Origin of the sequence: Pseudofrankia sp. EUN1h, assembly GCF_001854645.1 — a bacterium.
In the GTDB taxonomy this organism is placed as follows: Bacteria; Actinomycetota; Actinomycetes; order Frankiales; family Frankiaceae; genus Pseudofrankia; species Pseudofrankia saprophytica.
Genome location: NZ_MBLN01000076.1, coordinates 66764 through 84493, shown reverse-complemented (window position 1 = coordinate 84493; position 17730 = coordinate 66764). Strand labels below are relative to the sequence as shown.

12 protein-coding genes are annotated in these 17730 nt (G+C 72.1%); 11 read left to right on the top strand and 1 reads right to left on the bottom strand.

The window, feature by feature from the left end:
• Nucleotide 1 precedes the first annotated feature (1 nt).
• From BCD49_RS30370 to BCD49_RS30350, 5 genes are all read left to right on the top strand, one after another.
• Complete coding sequence (locus tag BCD49_RS30370) at nucleotides 2–1126, top strand: ABC transporter substrate-binding protein (protein ID WP_007508514.1); 1125 nt, start codon at nucleotides 2–4, stop codon at nucleotides 1124–1126.
• Between the two features lie 73 nt (nucleotides 1127–1199).
• A complete protein-coding gene (locus tag BCD49_RS30365) occupies nucleotides 1200–2324 on the top strand; it encodes an NDMA-dependent alcohol dehydrogenase (protein WP_007508516.1) in 1125 nt (374 codons plus the stop codon).
• Nucleotides 2325–2466: 142 nt separating this feature from the next.
• The gene (locus BCD49_RS30360; protein ID WP_071042193.1) at nucleotides 2467–5382 is read left to right on the top strand and encodes an FHA domain-containing protein; all 2916 of its coding nucleotides are present in this window, start codon (nucleotides 2467–2469) and stop codon (nucleotides 5380–5382) included.
• 49 nt (nucleotides 5383–5431) lie between these two features.
• Complete coding sequence (locus BCD49_RS30355; protein WP_007508520.1) at nucleotides 5432–5911, top strand: GNAT family N-acetyltransferase; 480 nt, start codon at nucleotides 5432–5434, stop codon at nucleotides 5909–5911.
• A 220-nt stretch (nucleotides 5912–6131) separates the two neighbouring features.
• Nucleotides 6132–6767 (top strand): M50 family metallopeptidase, encoded by a 636-nt coding sequence (locus tag BCD49_RS30350; RefSeq protein WP_071042184.1) that lies wholly within the window; start codon nucleotides 6132–6134, stop codon nucleotides 6765–6767.
• A 74-nt stretch (nucleotides 6768–6841) separates the two neighbouring features.
• Here the strand turns inward: BCD49_RS30350 and BCD49_RS30345 are convergent, their stop codons facing one another.
• Nucleotides 6842–7636 (bottom strand): hypothetical protein, encoded by a 795-nt coding sequence (locus BCD49_RS30345; protein WP_007508525.1) that lies wholly within the window; start codon nucleotides 7634–7636, stop codon nucleotides 6842–6844.
• Between the two features lie 784 nt (nucleotides 7637–8420).
• On the opposite strand from BCD49_RS30345, the gene BCD49_RS30335 reads away from it, so the two are divergent.
• From BCD49_RS30335 to BCD49_RS30310, 6 genes are all read left to right on the top strand, one after another.
• Nucleotides 8421–9794, top strand: a complete 1374-nt coding sequence (locus BCD49_RS30335; protein WP_051466432.1) for an ATP-binding protein — start codon at nucleotides 8421–8423, stop codon at nucleotides 9792–9794.
• Nucleotides 9795–10110: 316 nt separating this feature from the next.
• A complete protein-coding gene (locus tag BCD49_RS30330) occupies nucleotides 10111–10974 on the top strand; it encodes an enoyl-CoA hydratase/isomerase family protein (protein ID WP_007515804.1) in 864 nt (287 codons plus the stop codon).
• A 253-nt stretch (nucleotides 10975–11227) separates the two neighbouring features.
• Complete coding sequence (locus BCD49_RS30325) at nucleotides 11228–14206, top strand: ATP-binding cassette domain-containing protein (RefSeq protein WP_007515803.1); 2979 nt, start codon at nucleotides 11228–11230, stop codon at nucleotides 14204–14206.
• Nucleotides 14207–14376: 170 nt separating this feature from the next.
• On the top strand, nucleotides 14377–14739 hold the full coding sequence (locus BCD49_RS30320; protein ID WP_027141132.1) for a hypothetical protein: 363 nt from the start codon (nucleotides 14377–14379) through the stop codon (nucleotides 14737–14739).
• Between the two features lie 777 nt (nucleotides 14740–15516).
• Nucleotides 15517–16122, top strand: coding sequence for a gluconokinase (locus tag BCD49_RS30315; protein ID WP_007515801.1), 606 nt, complete (start codon nucleotides 15517–15519; stop codon nucleotides 16120–16122).
• A complete protein-coding gene (locus tag BCD49_RS30310) occupies nucleotides 16119–17711 on the top strand; it encodes a GntT/GntP/DsdX family permease (protein WP_007515800.1) in 1593 nt (530 codons plus the stop codon). Before BCD49_RS30315 ends, BCD49_RS30310 begins: the two co-directional genes overlap by 4 nt.
• The last annotated feature ends 19 nt before the right edge of the window (nucleotides 17712–17730 follow it).

Here is a 17730-nt window from a genome sequence, read left to right as displayed (position 1 = left end):
GATGACCACCACGACTTCGGCGGCCCCGTCGATCGAGGACCGCTGGCTACGCCTCGAGCCCATGAAGATCGGCTGGCTGGGCATGGAATGGGCGCGCTTCGAGCGCGAGATCCGGATGGCGTTCGACGAGGGCATCGAGCGGGGCGTGCTCGACCGCCGCTACGAGTTCCTGTTCGAACAGGACGCCGGCCTGCCCCAGGGAACGGCGAAGGGCGGTGTCGACGCGTTCCACCGGCTCGTCGACGCCGGCTGCCTGGCCATCGGCGGCGCCAACTACACCGACTCGGCGATAGCGCTCGCGGACCACGCGAACACCGCCCAGGTGCCGCTGGTCAGCATGTGCGGGACCGACATGTTCCATGGCGAGTACTGCTTCCGGCTGGGCAACGGCGACGTCGGCATCGACCCGGGGCTGATGGTCAACTGGCTCAAGCGCCAGGGTCACAAGCGGGTCGCCGTCGTCGCCCCGTGGTCGCCCATCTCCGAGGAGTACTTCCGTTTCTTCCTGCAGGAATGCCGGCGGCTGAAGATCTCGATCGCCGCGGTCGAGCACATCACCAACACCACGACCGTCGACGAGCTGGCGGCGAAGTTCGACGTGCTGCGCGCGGCCAACGCGGACGCCCTGGCCTGGCTGGGCTACGGCGGCCTCGTCGTCTCCGGGGCGGTGCGGGCCGCGCTGGAGAAGGTCGACTGGGACCCGCCGCGGATCATGACCACGGCGTTCATGCAGTACATCTGGGGCTTCGAGCAGCTCGACGGCTGGGTCGGCATCGACCAGTGGTGTCCGGAGAACCCGCGGATGCACCTGTTCCACCAGCGGTTCGTCGCCCGCTACGGCGAGGATCCGTGGATGTGGCCGAACGCCATCCCGGGCCTCGCCTACGACATCGCCGCGACGATCGTCGAGGGGCTGCACCGCGCGACCGTCCTCACCGGCCCGGGCGTGAAGCAGGGCATCGAGCGGATCCGGTTCATGCCGGCGGTCACCGGCGGCCCGAACACCCACATCGCCGGCGGCCCGTTCGACCACCAGCTGTTCAAGGGCGACTGGCTGCACTACGGCCGGGTCCGGGACGGGAAGCTCGAGTTCGAGGGGCTCTTCGAACCGACCGACGACTACTGAGCCGCCGCGTCCGAGCTCGACCAGCCAACCGGCGAAGAGAGTCAGCCAACCGGCGGAAAGAGAGGCAAGCACCGTGCGGACGAGAGCGGCCGTGCTGTTCGAGCAGCCGGGCAAGTGGGAGATCACCGAGGTGGAGCTCGAACCGCCCCGGCAGGACGAGCTGCTGATCCGGATGGCGGCGGCGGGCCTGTGCCATTCGGACGACCACATCGGGACCGGCGACCTGCCGGTGGCCGCCGGGTCGCTGCCGATGGCGGGCGGCCACGAGGGCGCCGGGGTCGTCGAGGCGGTCGGCCCGCACACGCCGGGGTGGCAGGTCGGTGACCGCGTCGTCCTGTCCTTCCTGCCGATGTGCGGGCTGTGCCGGTGGTGTGCGTCCGGGCTGCAGAACCTCTGCGACAACGGCTCCCGCGTCCTGTCCGGGATACGCGCCGACGGCAGCCGCCGGATGCGGGCGGGCGACCGTCCCGTGGGCCAGGCCGCCGGCGTCTCGACGTTCAGCGAGCTCACCACGGTCTCGGTGCAGTCGGCCGTGCACTGCCCGGATGACATTTCGCTGGAGGCCGCGTGCCTCACCAGCTGCGGGGTGAGCACCGGGTGGGGTGCGGCCGTCCGGTCCGCCGAGGTGAAGCCCGGTGACGTCGTCGTCGTGATGGGTGTCGGCGGCATCGGCATCAACGCGGTGCAGGGCGCGGCGCACGCGGGAGCCTCGGTCGTCATCGCCGTCGACCCGGTCGAGATGAAGCGGACGGCGGCGCTCGCCCTCGGGGCGACGCACGCGGTCGCCACCATGACCGAGGCGACCGACCTCGCCCGTGGCTTCACGAACGGGCAGGGTGCCGACTCGTCGATCCTCTGCGTGGGCGTGACCAAGCCGGAGCACATCGCCGAGGGCCTGGACGCGATCCGCAAGGCCGGAACCTGCGTGCTGGTCGGCATGGGCCGCGCCGATGAGGATCTCGGGCTGCCGGTCTCGATCCGGCACATCGTGCTCTACCAGAAGCGCATCCAGGGCTCGTTGTTCGGCTCCTCCAGCCCGTCGAAGGACATCCCGGCGATGCTCGCCCTCTACCAGCAGGGACGGCTCAAACTCGACGAACTCATCACCAGCCGTTACACGCTGGATGCCATCAATGACGGCTACGCCGACCTGCGCGCCGGCCGCAACCTGCGGGGAGTCATCACCTTCGACGGCTGATTCTCGGCCAGGCCTGGGCAGAGCCGCTGTCCCGTGAGCGACACCTGCGCGGAAACTCCGAGGAAGGTTGCGCCTCTACCGTCTCGTCGACCGGACGAACCCATCGGTGCTGCCGCCGGGGGCGTTTCTCGATTGGGGCGCGATGGCAACCACGCTCAGCATCCGTAGCGGACCGAACGTGGTGGTGGTGCCTCCCGGCCGGCCGTTCGTGGTGGGCCGCTCCGCGGCGTCGGACCTGGTCCTGTCCGACGGCCGCGTGTCGCGGCGCCACCTGCTGATCGAGCCGGCGCACGACGGCTGGGCCGTCGTCGACCTCAGCAGCAACGGCACCTGGCACGACGGGAGGCGGGTCCGCAGGGTCGAGCTGACGGGACAGGTCCGCCTGCGGCTCGGCACGGCGGACGGGCCCGAGGTCACGCTGCTCCCGGCTCCGGTCCCCGACCCGGAGCCACCGCGGGCGAGGACGGGCACACCCGCGGCGTACCTCACGGTGGAGCCGCCCGACCTGCCGCTCCCCCAGGTCCCCGAGGCGCCGCCCGCCCCGCGTYCCGCGCCCGCGACGCAGCCGCGCTCCGGCCCGCGGTCCGCGCCACGGACCGCGCCACGGACCGGGTCGCGGGCGCAGCCCCCGCCACGCGTCGGCGTCGGCGGCCTGACCGCCGGGCCGGGAGGCGCCACCGTCCCCACGCCGCCCACCGAGCGGGTGCCCATCACGTCGATCCCGCCAGCCATGGCGGCGAGGAGACCCGCCTCGCCCGCTTCCGTCGTCGCGGGGCCCGGCCGGGACGCCGGCCGCGGCGCGGACCAGGGCGCCGACGCGGGGCGCGACCTCGCCGACGCCGAGGACAGCCTCGGAGGGGACGTCATCGAGGCGCAGATCGAGGCGGACGCCAAGGCCGCCGCCGAGGCGGACTTCGACGAGCCAGACGACCCCGACGATCCCGCCGCGGACGGCCACCACGAGCTGCGGACCATGCAGCGCGACGACCTCGACCGGCTGCCCGGCCCGCTGCTGCCGCCCGTCGGCCGAGGTGGGCCCGCGACCGTCAGGCCGGGCGAGGGGCGCGTCCACCGACTCACCCGGGGCATGACGTCGATCGGGCGCGCGCTGGACAACGACATCGTCGTCGGCGACCTGCTGGCCTCCCGGCAGCACGCGGAGGTGTTTGTCGGGCGCAGCGGCGTCGAGGTCGTCGACCTCGGCTCGGCGAACGGCACGTTCGTCAACGGCCAGCGGGTCGAGCGCAGGCTGCTCGCCACCGGCGACGTCGTCGCCATCGGCCACCACATCCTGCGTGCCGGCGACGGTGAGCTCGTCGAGTACCTCGACACCGGCGACGTGACCTTCCAGGTCGACGGCCTGTGCGTCGACGCCGGTGACACCCGGCTCCTGCACGACGTCTCGTTCCGCCTGCCGGGCCACTCACTGCTCGCCGTCATCGGGCCCAGCGGCGCCGGGAAGTCGACGCTGCTCGGCGCGCTCACGGGGTTCCGCCCGGCGGACCTCGGCGCGGTGCGCTACGGCGGCCGCGACCTGTACGCCGAGTACGACGAGCTGCGCCGCCGGATCGGCTACGTGCCGCAGGACGACATCCTGCACACCTCGCTGACGGTACGCCAGGCCCTCGAGTACGGCGCCCAGCTGCGCTTCCCCGCCGAGACCACGAAACAGGAACGCGGCGCCCGGGTCGACGCCGTGCTGGCCGAGCTCGGCCTGACCGGCGGGCTCGCCGACCGGCAGGTCTCGACGTTGTCCGGCGGCCAGCGCAAACGCACCAGCGTCGCCCTCGAACTGCTCACCCAACCAACCCTGCTCTACCTCGACGAACCCACCTCCGGCCTCGACCCAGGCCTGGACAAGGAGGTGATGGAATCGCTGCGCCGCCTCGCCGACGGCGGCCGAACCGTCGTCGTCGTCACCCACAGCGTCGCCCAACTCGAACTCTGCGACTACGTCCTCGTCCTCGCAAAAGGCGGACACGTCGCCTACTTCGGCCCACCACAACACGCCCTGCCGTTCCTCGGCGAGGCCGACTGGGCGGACGCCTTCCGCGCGCTGCAGACAACCGAGGGCGCGGCGGATGTCGCCCGCCGCTACCGGGCGTCCAACCATTTCATCCAGGGCACGGCGGTCGTGCCGGCCGCGCGGCCACGGCCCGTCGCGCTGCCGAGCATCCGGCAGCAGTCGGTGTTCTGCCAACTGGGCACGCTGTCCCGGCGCTACCTGCGGGTCATCGTCTCCGACCGGTCCTACCTGCGACTCGTCATCGCCTACCCGTTCGTACTCGGCCTGATCCCGCGGGTGATGGACGCGCCGTTCGGGCTCACGGCCAGGCCGGACGGTCAGCCCAACCGGCAGGTCGCGCCGGTGCTGCTGGTCCTCGTCCTGTGTATCTGCTTCATGGGCGCGGCCAACGCGGTCCGCGAGATCGTCAAGGAACGCGAGATCTACCGCCGAGAACGCGGGATCGGCCTGTCGATCACCGCCTACCTCGGTTCCAAGATCTGCGTGCTGACACTCGTCACCGCCCTGCAGAGCGCCGTCGTGACGGCGATCGGCCTGGCCGGCCGCACGCCGGCGGCCGGCGTGGTGTCCGGCTACCCGCTGCTGGAACTGCTCGTGGTGGTGACCGCGACCGCGCTCGCGTCGACGATGCTCGGCCTGTTGATCTCGGCGCTCGTCGACGAGGCCGACAAGACGATGCCGCTGCTGGTGCTGGTGTCGATGGCGCAGATCATCTTCACCGGCGTGCTGATGCGCGTCACCGGCCGGATCGGGCTGGAGCAGGTCAGCTACGTCTTCCCGGCCCGCTGGGGCTTCGCCGGGCTCGCGTCGGCGACGGGCCTCGTCGACGTCGAGAGGCTGAACGACCCACGGCTCAATCCCGAGTCCGTCGTCGACCCGCTGTGGCTCCACACGCCCACGACGTTCCTGGTCGCCCTCGGCGGCACCGTCGCGCTCGGCGTCGCCTACACGGCCGTCACCGCCCTGCTGCTGCGGCGCCTGGACCCCCGCATCCTGCGCCGCGCCGCGCCGCGCGCCGCCCGGCGGCGCTAGCCGGCGGACCTCGATCCGCCAGAGCCGGGCGAAGCGCGAAGATGCCCAGGTGCCGGTCATCCGCCGCGGGCGTCCCGCGGACCTCGACACCCTGCTCGTCCTCATCCGCGAGTTCAACGAGGTCGACGGTCATGACCACGACGACGCCCGGGTGGCGCGCGCGCTCGGACCGCTCCTACGCGACGACGAGCACGGCCAGGTCTGGCTCATCGACGCGCCCGGCGTGCCGGGAAACGACGCGGCGGGCGGCGCGGTAGACGACGCCCTGCCGGTGGGCTATGCCGTCCTGTGCTGGGGCTACAGCCTGGAGTCGGGTGGGCGTGAGGCGGTGCTCGACGAGATCTTCGTCCGCGACCGCGGCCGCGGGCTCGGCTCCGTCGCGCTGCCCGAGCTGCTCGACGCCTGCCGGGCCGCCGGCGTCCTGCGCGTCTTCCTGGAGACCGAGGGGCCCAACGAGCGGGCCCGCCGGTTCTACCGTCGCCACGGTTTCCAGGACGAGACGTCCATCTGGATGACCCGCGACCTCTGACGCTTCCGGAAACCATTTCACGGACACGCGTTCTCGGCGCACCATGAGGTGACGAATGGGCCTTTCCCACCGCCGTCGCTGAATGCCCGCCCCATCGGCCGGGTCGAGAGACCACCGGGTCTTCCCAGCGGGTGCGCGGGCGTTTTCGGCGCGGCGGTACAGGCCGGCCCGAGGCGGGTCGGAAAGGCTCGGCGGCCGCGCGGTCGGGGGGGCTGGCGCAATGGTTGTGGTTACCGGGCTGCTCGCCCTGTGGGCGGTGGCCTTCGACCGGTGGATGGTCCACGTCGACACGGCCCTGCACGAGGGCGGCCACGCGCTCGCGGCGTACCTGACCGGCTGGCGGGTGGAGAGCATTCTCATCGACCGGGACGGCGGGGGCTCGACCTCCTCGTACACCTTCAGCAGGAAAGGACGAACCAGCCGGATCGCGATAGCCGCCGCGGGCTACACCAGCCCGCCGCTGGCGGGTCTCGCCGCCGCGAACCTGCTGGACACGGGCAACGTGACCGCGGTGCTGATCCTCACGGTGCTGGCGCTGGGCACGCTGCTTCTGGTCGTGGAGAACCGGTTCGGGGTCTTCGTCGTCCTGGCGACCGGGGGGATGCTCTACCTGCTCGGCCGGTGGGGGCCGGGCTGGGCCGAGGTGTGGGYCGCCTACTTCCTCACCTGGTCGCTGCTGCTGTCGGGCGTGAAGTCGGTGGTCATCCTTCGCCAGGCACGCTGGCACGGAGCACGCGGCTCGGACGCCGACCGCCTCGCCGAGCTGACCCACCTACCGGCGTTCCTCTGGGTTCTCGGCTTCGCTGCCGTGAGTGCGGTCTGCCTGGTGAAGGGCGCCGTCATCCTGGTTGGCTGACGGCGCCCCGCACCCGCGCATCCACCCGGCCGGGCGCCCGCGGGCGCCGCCGCGTCGTCCGCGGCGGCGCCGCGTCAGCCCTGCCGGGTGAGGGTCGCGTCGCCGGTGCCGTAGCCGACGTCGTCGAAGTGGTAGGTCAGGTTGCCGCTCCCGTCGAGCGCCAGGAACAACGTCGTGTCGAAGCAGTCGCTCTGGCCGATGGTGATGTGCTCGGACACCTGCACCGTCGTCCCGGTAGCGGAGAGCAGCAGGTCACCGGAACAGGGAACCGTCGGGTAGCTCGACGTGCCGACGACGCTGCCGACCGCCCCGCCCGTCAGCGTGATGGTGACGTTGTACTGAACGGTGTTGGTGCCCTGCTGCCTCACCGAGCCGGACCAGGTGCCGCGCATGGCTGCCGGAAGCTGGTTCGGGCCAGCCGACGCCGGGGCGCTCGGCGTCGGCGTTCCGGGAGCCGACGGCGTGGCCCCCGGGGGCGTCGTCGCCGGGGGCGCGGGCGCGCCGGTCCCGCCGGCCGGAGGCGGGAACCGGGTGGCGAAGTCCTTGGCCGTCTGGCCGCGGCTGGGGTAGACCGGCGCGAGCGCCGTCAGGAGGACCGCGGCGAGGATCAGCACGCAGGACACGCCGACGATGATCTGGTCGAGGGCGGGCAGCGCCTGGATTCCCCGGCCGCGTTCCGGGGCCGGCGTCGGCGCGGGTCCCTGTGCTGGCCCGAATGCCTGTGCTGGCCCGAATCCCTGTGCTGGGCCGAATCCCTGTGCTGGCGGGGTGCCCCATGCCGGCGTCGTCGGCGGCGGCCCGGCGATCGGCACCGGTGGGCCGGCGGGCGGCGCGGGCGTCATCGGCGGCGCGGCGCCTGCCAGCGGCACAGGGCCCGTCCCCGGGTGCGCCGGTGCCTGGGCCCACGGCTGGAGCGGGGGAGGCGGCGCGGGGGGCTGCGCCATCGCGGGTGGCGGCGAGGCCGGCCACGGTGTCGCCGGGGCGGCCGGCGGCGCCGAAGCGGCCGGCGGCCCCGGCCATGGCGTTGCCGGGGCTGCCGGTGTTGCCGGTGTTGCCGGTGTTGCCGGTCCCGGCCATGGCGTTGCCGGGATGGCTGACCCTGGCCACGGTGTCGCCGGGGCGGCCGGCGGCGGCCACGGCGTTGGCGGCGGCTGGGTCGTCGACGGTGGCGGCGCGGCCGGCGGCGCGGCCGGCGGTGGCAGCACGACAGTGACGTCGTCGTCGAACTCGTCCTCCGCGGCGGGCGGCGGAGATGGCCGCGGCCAGTCCGGCTGCTCCGGTGGCTGCGGGTGTGACTCAGAGTGAGGCCAGTTGGGCTCGGACACGGCGCACCTGTCGATCGACGTCTCGGCAGGTCCATCATCGGCCGCGCGGGTGGTCCAGGGGAATGCCGAAACGGCGACGAACCATCCCAAGGCGGCATCCGGGCGGCGCCGGAGCCGGACGGGCGGCGCGGCCGACGTCACTGGCGGTGGGCACCTCGATGCCCACCGAAGCGCCCAACTATGATCGGGCCGATCCGCGCCGGATTCGCGCGGGTTCGGTGGATATTTCGCGGCCCTCGTTGTCGCGGCCCCCTGGTTCCCAGCCAGGAGGCCGGGGGCGGCACAACCGACGGTGGGAGAAATGCGTAGCGTGGCCCAGHGAAAGCGCATGACTCAGGCGCAGGACCCGGTCGCCGCGCAGGCCGAGCGCGAATGGTTATCGGCCGACGCGGAGCGGCGCCGGATAGAGGCGCGGTCGCTCGAGGCACGGCGGCACGAGGCACGGCGGTTGGAAAGCCTCGGCAAGCTCGCCGGCGGAATAGCGCACGACTTCAACAACCTCCTCGCTGTTGTCACGAACTACGCATCGTTCGTCACCGAGGAGATCACCGCGGCGGCCGCCGAGTCCAGCGACGGCCGCTGGAAGGCCGTCCTGAACGACGTCGAGCAGATCCAGCGCGCGGCCGAGCGCGCTACCGTCCTCACCCGTCAGTTGCTCGCGTTCGGCCGCCGCGAGGCCATAAAGCCGCGGGTGGTGAGCCTCAACCGCGTTGTCGCCGACCTTGAGCAGGCGCTGCGCGACGTCGCCGGCGAGGGGGTGCGGCTGACGATCTCGCTGCACCCCGACGCGGGATCGGTGTTCGCCGACCGCGACCAGCTGGAGCAGGTGCTCGTCAACCTGGTGGCGAACGCGCGCGAGGCGATGCCCGACGGCGGGATGTTGACCATCGACACGGCGCAGGTGGACCTCGACGAGGACACCGTGGCCGCCCGGGTCGGTCTGCGGCCGGGCTCGCACGCCCGGCTGCGGGTCAGCGACGACGGCGTCGGCATCCCGGAAGATCTTCTCGACCTGGTCTTCGAGCCGTTCTTCACCACCAAGGTGAAAGGTGAGGGCTCCGGCCTCGGACTCGCGACCGTCTACGGCGTCATCAGCCAGTTCGGCGGCCACACCGAGATCGTCTCCGAGGCGGGCGCCGGGACGACCGTCACCTGCCTGCTACCCGAGGTGGACGCCGAGGCGGCCGAGACCGGCCCGCTCGCGGCGGTGCCCGAAAGCGTCGCGGCGGTGCCCGAAAGCGTCGCGGCGGTGCCCGAAAGCGTCGTGACGGTGCCCGAGAGCCCCGCGACGGGGCCGGAGAGCACGGACGACCGGGCGGGTGGTGGCGAGACGATCCTGCTCGTCGAGGACGAGGGCGCGATCCGCGAGATGACGCAGCGCATCCTGGCTCGCAACGGGTACCAGGTGCTGACCGCCTCCGGCGCCGCCGAGGCGATCGCTCTGGTCGGCGGCCGGCACGAGGCGCGGGACGACATCGATCTGCTGATCACCGATGTGATCATGCCGGGTATGCACGGCGGCGAGCTCGCCGGCCTCATCCGCGCGCTGCTGCCGACGGTCCGCGTCGCCTACATGTCCGGCTACGCCCATCCGGTGCTGGCCGCGCGCGGACGACTCGACGCGGACGTCGTCCTCCTGAAGAAGCCGTTCACCGAAGGCGTCCTGCTCGAGACGGTCCGCCGGACCCTCAGCGACGACTGACCGCCGGGCGGCGGGACGCGGCGAGTCGACGGGCGCGGAGTCGGGCGAACGGCTCCAGGGACCGAGAGGATGCGGCCGTGACGAGGGTCGGGCTGGTCGGGCTGGGCAGCCCGGACGGGTGCTTCGCGGGCATGGCGCCTGGCCGCGGACACCCTCACGACCCTGGCGAGCCCACCCGCGGCCCGTCGGTCGGCGGTCGCGGCCGGTCCGACGTCAGGCTAGTTTGTATACCGAATACTTGATGCGATGCCGGTCGGCGCGCCACCACCCCAAGGGGCGTCCAGTCCGTCATCACCGAGTGCCGCCAGGGAGAACCGTGAGCAGCCAGGACAGCCAGACCCAGGACCAGCCCACGCCCGGCGAGGAGGAGGACGCCCGGCTGACGGAGCAGGACGGCATTCTCACCCTGACCATCGACCGGCAGCGCAAGCGCAACGCGATCAGCAGCCAGGTCACCGAGCTGCTGTGGCGGGCCGGGGACATGCTCGCGGACCGCGACGACCTGCGCTGCCTGGTGATCACCGGGGTCGGCCCGTACTTCACCGCCGGCATGGACCTGTCCCAGCCGGTCGGTAACCGGCCGGGGAATCCGGAGACCCAGCATCTGCACCCGGGCTGGAACCTCCGGCGCGACTATCGCAGTCATCACCTGCTCTACGACGAGTTCGAGGCGATCGAGAAGCCCATCATCATCGCCGCGAACGGGATCTGCCTCGGCGCCGGCGTGGAGATGGCGGTGTCCTGCGACTTCCGGTTCTGCACGCCGCAGGCCGAGTTCGGCGTCCCCGAGGTGCACATCGGGACCATCGCCGGCAGTGGCGGCACCAGCCGGCTGACCAGGCTGGTCGGCCCGGGGTGGGGGAAGTGGATGGCGATGGCCGGCAAGAGGGTCGGCGCCGAGCAGGCCAAGCAGATCGGCCTGGTGCACGACGTCTTCCCGGCCGAGACGTTCATGGAGGACGTCTACGCGTTCTGCCGGGAGCTGACGACGATCCCGGCCGAGGTCCTCGGGGTGGCCAAGCTGGTCGTCGACATGTACGCCGACGTGCACGACCGCACGGTCCAGCGCCACATCGACCGTCTGGCGGTCACGAGCCTGTCGTACTCGCCCGACTTCCTGAACCGCGCCGCGAAGTTCGGTTTCAAGCCGAGGTACGCCGTCCCGTCATGGGAGCGCTGACGCCGGTTTCGGTTCCACCCTCAACCGCGCGGAGCCATCGGAGGGGTGTGGCGTCGCCGCCGGCCGGGGCGGCGTCCGCGGGACGGCGTCGCCGGCCGGTCCACGGGTGACGGCACGGCGGTGGTAACACCGTCAGACACCGTCACATATCCGACAACTCGCAGCTCATTTCGTCCAGCCCTGTCCGCGACTCTCCCTCTCCGAATAGCCTTCGTAACCGATAACCCTCCTGACGCGGCGGGAAAGGCGGGGCGTGGCTGCTGCGCTGAAAGTTCACTACGGCACGAGCGTCGTCAATGTGCCCCCGGACCGGCCGTTCGTGATCGGTCGCTCCAACGAGTCCGACCTGACGGTTCGCGACGGCCGGGTGTCGCGGCGACACCTGATGCTCGAGCCGTCGGAAGGCGGCTGGGCCGCGGTGGACATCAGCACCAACGGGTCCTGGTCCGAGGGCCGCCGGATGCCCAGCCGGGTCCAGCTGCCGCGGACGGCCGAGTTCAACCTCGGCGCGGCGGACGGCCCGCGGATCACGCTCGTGCACGACGGGGCGACCGGAACGGCGCCGGCCAGCGCCAGCGGTCCCGGCTCCGTCGCACCCAGCTCCGTCGCACCCAGCCAGCCGGCCGACCGCCAGCCGACGCCCGCCCGCCCGGCCGCGCCGGCCCAGCCCGCGCCAACCCAGGCCACACCAGCCCAGGCCACACCGAGCGCGCCGGCGCCCGGCCGGCGGCTGCCGGACCAGCAGCAGCCCGCCCCAGGCGCGCCGGCGCCCGTCCGGCCGGCCGCCGAGGCACGGCCGCAGGCGCCTGGTGGTCAGGCGTGGTCCGCGCCGGTCCCGGGCGCCGCTCCCCCACCCGCCGCGCCGGCACCCCAGGCCGCCACCGCCGCCCAGGCAACCCACTTCGCGCCGGCGGCGCCGGCGGGGGTGCCAGCGGGAGCATTCGCCCCCGACGAGGCGGCCGGCGACGCCGAGGTGCTCGGGATGGACGAGCACTACCAGATGCCGACCCTGAACCTGGGAGACCGCTGGCCGGGTACCGGCCCGATGCTTCCGCCCGGCGCCCAGGACGGCTCACCGGGCCGCCCGTCGACGGCACCGGGGGCCGACGGGCGCGCCCATCCGCTGCGCGCGGGGCGGATGGGCATCGGGCGGGCGCTGACCAACGACATCGTCGTCGGCGACCTGCTGGCCTCCCGGGAGCACGCCGAACTGTTCGTCGGCCGCAGCGGCCTGCAGATCGTCGACCTCGGCTCGGCCAACGGCACGTTCGTCAACGGCCAGCGGATCGACCGCCGGGTGCTCGCCCTCGGTGACACGGTCGGGATCGGGCATCACCTCTTCCGCGTCACCGAGACGCAGCTCGTCGAGTACCTCGACTCGGGCGACGTCACCTTCGAGGTCGAGGGCCTCTCGGTCGACATCGGCGGCACCCGGCTGCTGCACGACGTGACCTTCCAGCTGCCCGGCCGCGCGCTGCTCGCCGTCATCGGTCCAAGCGGCGCCGGCAAGTCGACCCTGTTGAACGCGCTCACCGGCTTCCGCCCGGCGGACGTCGGCAGCGTCCGCTACACCGGCCGGGACCTCTACGACGAGTACGACGAGCTGCGCCGCCGGATCGGCTACGTCCCGCAGGACGACATCCTGCACACCGCCCTCACCGTCCGCCAGGCCCTCGAATACGGCGCCGAGCTGCGGTTCCCAGCCGAGACCACCAGGCAGGAGCGCAGGGCGCGCGTCGACGCGGTTCTCACCGAGCTCGGCCTCACCGGCAGCGGCGACCTCGGCCTCGACCTGATCCTCGGCCCGGAGTTCGCCGACGGCCAGCCAGACGGCCCGCTGGCCGTCAACGAAAACGGAAACGGCGCCGACGACGGAAACGGCGCGGGCGGCAATGGCGGCCGGGCCAAGGGGCACGCCGTCGACCTCGTCGACCGGCAGGTCTCGACGCTGTCCGGCGGCCAGCGCAAACGCACCAGCGTCGCCCTCGAACTGCTCACCCAACCAACCCTGCTCTACCTCGACGAACCCACCTCCGGCCTCGACCCAGGCCTGGACTACGAGGTGATGGAGTCGCTGCGCCGCCTCGCCGACGGCGGCCGAACCGTCGTCGTCGTCACCCACAGCGTCGCCCAACTCGAACTCTGCGACTACGTCCTCGTCCTCGCAAAAGGCGGACACGTCGCCTACTTCGGCCCACCACAACACGCCCTGCCGTTCCTCGGCGCGGCCAGTTGGTCACAGGCCTTCCGCGTCCTGCGGTCCGACCGCGGCGCGGCCATGCTCGCGCGCCGGTACCGCGAGTCCGAGTACCACGTCAAGGCGGCCCGGGTGCCGACCGCGCGGCCGGCGCCACCGCCGCTGCCCGGCATCCGGCAGCAGTCCGTGCTGTCACAGATGCTCACGCTGTCCCGGCGCTACCTGCGGGTCATCGTCTCCGACCGGTCCTACCTGCGACTGCTCATCGCCTACCCGTTCGTACTCGGCCTGATCCCGCGAATAATCGACTTCCCGCGGAAGCTGGTCATGCTGCACCCGGGCGAGCCGAACCGGAACGCGCCGCTCGTGCTGCTGGTGCTCATCCTGTGCGGGATCTTCATGGGCGCGTCCAGCTCGGTGCGCGAGATCGTCAAGGAACGCGAGATCTACCGCCGAGAACGCGCCATCGGCCTGTCCACCATCGCGTACCTCGGCTCCAAGGTCTGTGTACTGACCGTCGTCATCACGGCGCAGAGCATCGCGTTCACTGTGGCGGGCGTCGCCTGGCGCACGCCGTCCACGGGCGTGTTCTCGGACTTCCCGCTGCTGGAGATGATGCTGGTGGTCGCCGTCGCGGCGGTCACGTCGGCGATGATGGGCCTGGTGGTCTCGGCGCTGGTCGACAACGCCGACAAGACGATGCCGCTGCTGGTGCTGATGACGATGTCGCAGCTGGTGTTCACCGGCGCCTTCCTGCCCGTGAAGGGGAAGATCGGGCTCGAGCAGCTCAGCGACCTCACGCCCGCCCGGTGGGGCTACGCCGCGGTCGGCTCGGTCGTCGACATCATCCGCATCCAGATGATCGGCGACCCCAAGCTCAACCCCGGCACCGTCGCGGACCCGATCTGGCGGCACAGCTCCTCGGTCTACTTCACCGACCTCGCGGGCATGGCCGGCATCGCCGTGCTGAGCATCATCGTCACCGGTATCCTCCTGCGCCGCCTCGATCCCCGCGTCACCCGCCGCCGCCGCTAAGGCCGGCCCCACGCGCCGGCCCGCCGGCCCGCGCCGGATGGCGGCGTGCCCTTTTCCCTCCTCTGGTGGTTAGCCGGGGTCCGGGCGGAGTTCCGGGAAATCACGGAACCGAGATGGCACGCGCCGCGTCGAAACGGACGTTATTCCCCTTCGGCGCGGACGGAGAACACATGCATGCCTTTACCAGGACGCGAACGGGTGCGGCTGGCACGATCGCCGTCGCCTGCCTGGCCGTACTGCTCGGCGGCTGCGGGTCCTCGTCCGAGGAACCTGAACCGCTGGGACCGGCGGTGCCCTACACGCTCTACACACACTGCGGCATCAGAGGGGCACATTACGAGGGCCGGTACTACGAGGTGGTCCCGCCGCTGGACGACCACGTCGGCCCGCCGGCCGGCTGGGGCCAGACCGTCCAGCAGGGAACCCTGACGCCGGTGAGCGAGACAGAGGTCGTCTTCACGGACGACGCTGGGCACCGTGTGACTTTCACGCTGCGGCCTGGCGCCACGGGGCCAAAGCTGATCTGCGCGTGACACGTCCCGCCGAACACGCGGGTCACCAAACACGCCAGAGAGCCACCACCGCTGCCGTGGCAGGTACCTGGGAAACCCGGACGTCCTGTCATACGTCAGTGCCACGAAACGGTGCTGGTCATGACCCTGAGGTCTGACAGGATTCCCCCTGGCGTCGGACAGGATGAGTGCGCGGCCACCCGATTCCTGTCAATCCCGAATTCTAGATCTCCACAAAGGTCAATTCGGCAAGGCTCGATGGTCGGGTCGATGCCCGGGTAGTCCGTCGGCGAGATCGCGGACGACGGCCAGGCGTACCCGGTCCGGGTTGGCGCGGAGTCGGTGGGCGATACCGGCGGCTCGGTGTGTGGTGGAGCCGTGGTTGTCGCCTTCGGCGGCGCCGGGCCGTTGTCGCCCGCGGGCGGGCGCCCAGAGTCAGCCGACTGTCACAGCGAGAAGCCAGGCCGCGGCGCATCGACCGTTTCTCGGCGCGGATCGGCCGGGGTGGTTTGAGCGCGGGCTTGCCCGGAAATCGTGGCGAGGCCACACCAAAATGCCGTTTGTCGGGCCACGCATCCACCGCCAAGATCCGTCCACGCCACCTGGTGACCACTTGCTCACACACAGCGCCAGCCGCTCGGCCGGTCACCTGCTGGATGCGCCGGTCCGGTCAACGGCTTGCGGGCAGCCAAAGGGTTGCGCGTGGTCGTCATGCGGTCGCGCCCACCGCGGCGCTGGCGCCGCCGGCCCGGCTGTTCGTCAGCCCAGAGGTTCAGAGTCGTCGCGTTCGGAGGCGTCATGACCGCGAGATCGCGGCCCCCAGTCCTTGTACTGATGGGTGTTTCAGGCAGCGGCAAGTCCACGGTCGCCGCGCTGCTGGCCGCCGGTCTCAGCTGGCCCTTCGCGGAGGGTGACGACCTGCATCCGCCCGCGAACGTCGAGAAGATGGCGTCCGGGCATCCCCTGACCGACGCCGACCGCTGGCCCTGGCTGGCGTCGGTCCGGTCCTGGATCCACGAGCGGATCGACGCCGGCGAGCCGGGCGTCATCACCTGCTCGGCGCTGCGCCGCGCCTACCGCGACGCGCTGCGCGGCGACGCGGTCGCGGGCTCGGGGATCGCCGCGGACGCCGACGTCATCGCCGGCGCGCACGAGGGCGCCGAGGTGTTCGTCTACCTGCACGGCTCCCGGGAGGTCATCGCGCACCGGATGGCGGCCCGTCACGGCCACTTCATGCCGTCCGGCCTGCTCGACTCGCAGTTCGCGGCGCTGGAGGAGCCCGGCCCGGACGAGAACGCGCTCACGGTGGAGGTCGGCCCGCCACCGGCGGCCATCGCCCAGACGATCGCCGAGAAGCTGGGCCTCGCCGACGCGGCCTCCTGGCGGCCGGCGGTGGGCCGATGAGCGCGACCATCCTGACGGCCGCGGGCCAGGCCGCCGAGAAGGCTCCCTGGGACAGCCACGACACCCGCCTGATCGTCGTCGCGCTCGCCGGGATCGTCCTGATCGTCGCCCTGATCGTCTGGGCCAAGTTCCACCCGTTCCTGGCGCTCGTGCTCGGCTCGGCCTTCGTCGGCCTCGTCGGCGGCGTCGGCCTCAGCAGCGTGATCAAGAATTTCGAGACGGGTGTCGGTAGCACCCTGCAGGAGGTCGGGCTGCTCATCGCGCTCGGCGCGATGCTCGGCAAGCTGCTCGCCGACTCCGGCGGCGCGAACCGCGTCATCGACACGCTGCTCGCCCGCGCCTCCGGCCGCGCCATCCCGTGGATGATGGCGCTGGTCGCGGTGATCATCGGGCTGCCGATGTTCTTCGAGATCGGGCTCGTCCTCCTGTTGCCCGTCATCGTGCTGGTCACCCAGCGGTCCGGGCTGAAGCTGATGCGGGTGGCGATTCCGGCGCTCGCAGGCCTGTCCGCCCTGCATGGCCTGGTCCCGCCGCACCCGGGACCGCTGCTGGCGATCTCGGCCGTGAACGCGCAGCTCGGTACGACGCTCGCGCTGGGCGTCGCGGTCGCCGTGCCCACCGTCGTGATCTGTGGCCCGCTGTTCTCGCTGCTCGCGGCCCGTTGGGTACCGGTCGGGCCGCCGGCCGTCGCCGGTGGCGTCGACACCGCGTCCACCCCGGCCACCCCGGCGGCCGCGGCCGCCGCGGCCGCCGCGGCCCAGCCATCGACGACCACCCCCACTGCCGCTGGGCCGACCGCCGAGCCGGCCGCGGCCACCGCCACCGCCACGGTCACCAGGCCGGCCGACCCGGGCACGGCTGCGCCCGAGCACGAGGCCACGGCCACGGCCACGGCCGCCGCCGAGACCCACCGCCAGCCGTCCTTCGGGGTGACGCTCGCGACGATCCTTTTCCCCGTCGCGCTGATGCTGGGCAAGGCGCTCGCGGACATCATCGACACCGACGCCAAGAACCCGTCCCAGGCGCGGGTGGTGTTCGACTTCATCGGCGAGCCGCTGGCCGCGCTGACCCTCGCCGTGCTGCTCGCGATGGTGACCTTCGGGTACGCGGTCGGGTTCAGCGGGAAGGACCTGTCGTCCAAGATCGGCGCCAGCGTGGGCCCGGTCGCCGCGGTGATCCTGATCGTCGGCGCGGGCGGCGGGTTCAAGCAGTCGCTCATCGGCGCCGGCGTCGGCGACTCGGTCGCCAAGTGGGCCGACAGCGCGCATATCTCGGTGCTGGTCCTGGGCTACCTGGTCGCGGTGGCGCTGCGGCTGGCGACCGGCTCGGCGACCGTCGCCACGGTCACCGCCGCGGGCATCGTCGCGCCACTGGCCACGGGCCTGAGCCCGACGCACGCCGCCCTGCTCGCGCTCGCGATCGGTTCCGGCTCGCTGTTCTTCTCCCATGTCAACGACGCCGGCTTCTGGCTGGTCAAGGAGCTGTTCGGCCTCACCGTCCAGCAGACCATCAAGACCTGGTCGGTGATGGAGACCCTGGTCTCCGCCGTCGGCTTCGGTTTCGTCGCTCTCCTCTACGCGGTCACCTGACGCCACCGGATTCAAACCT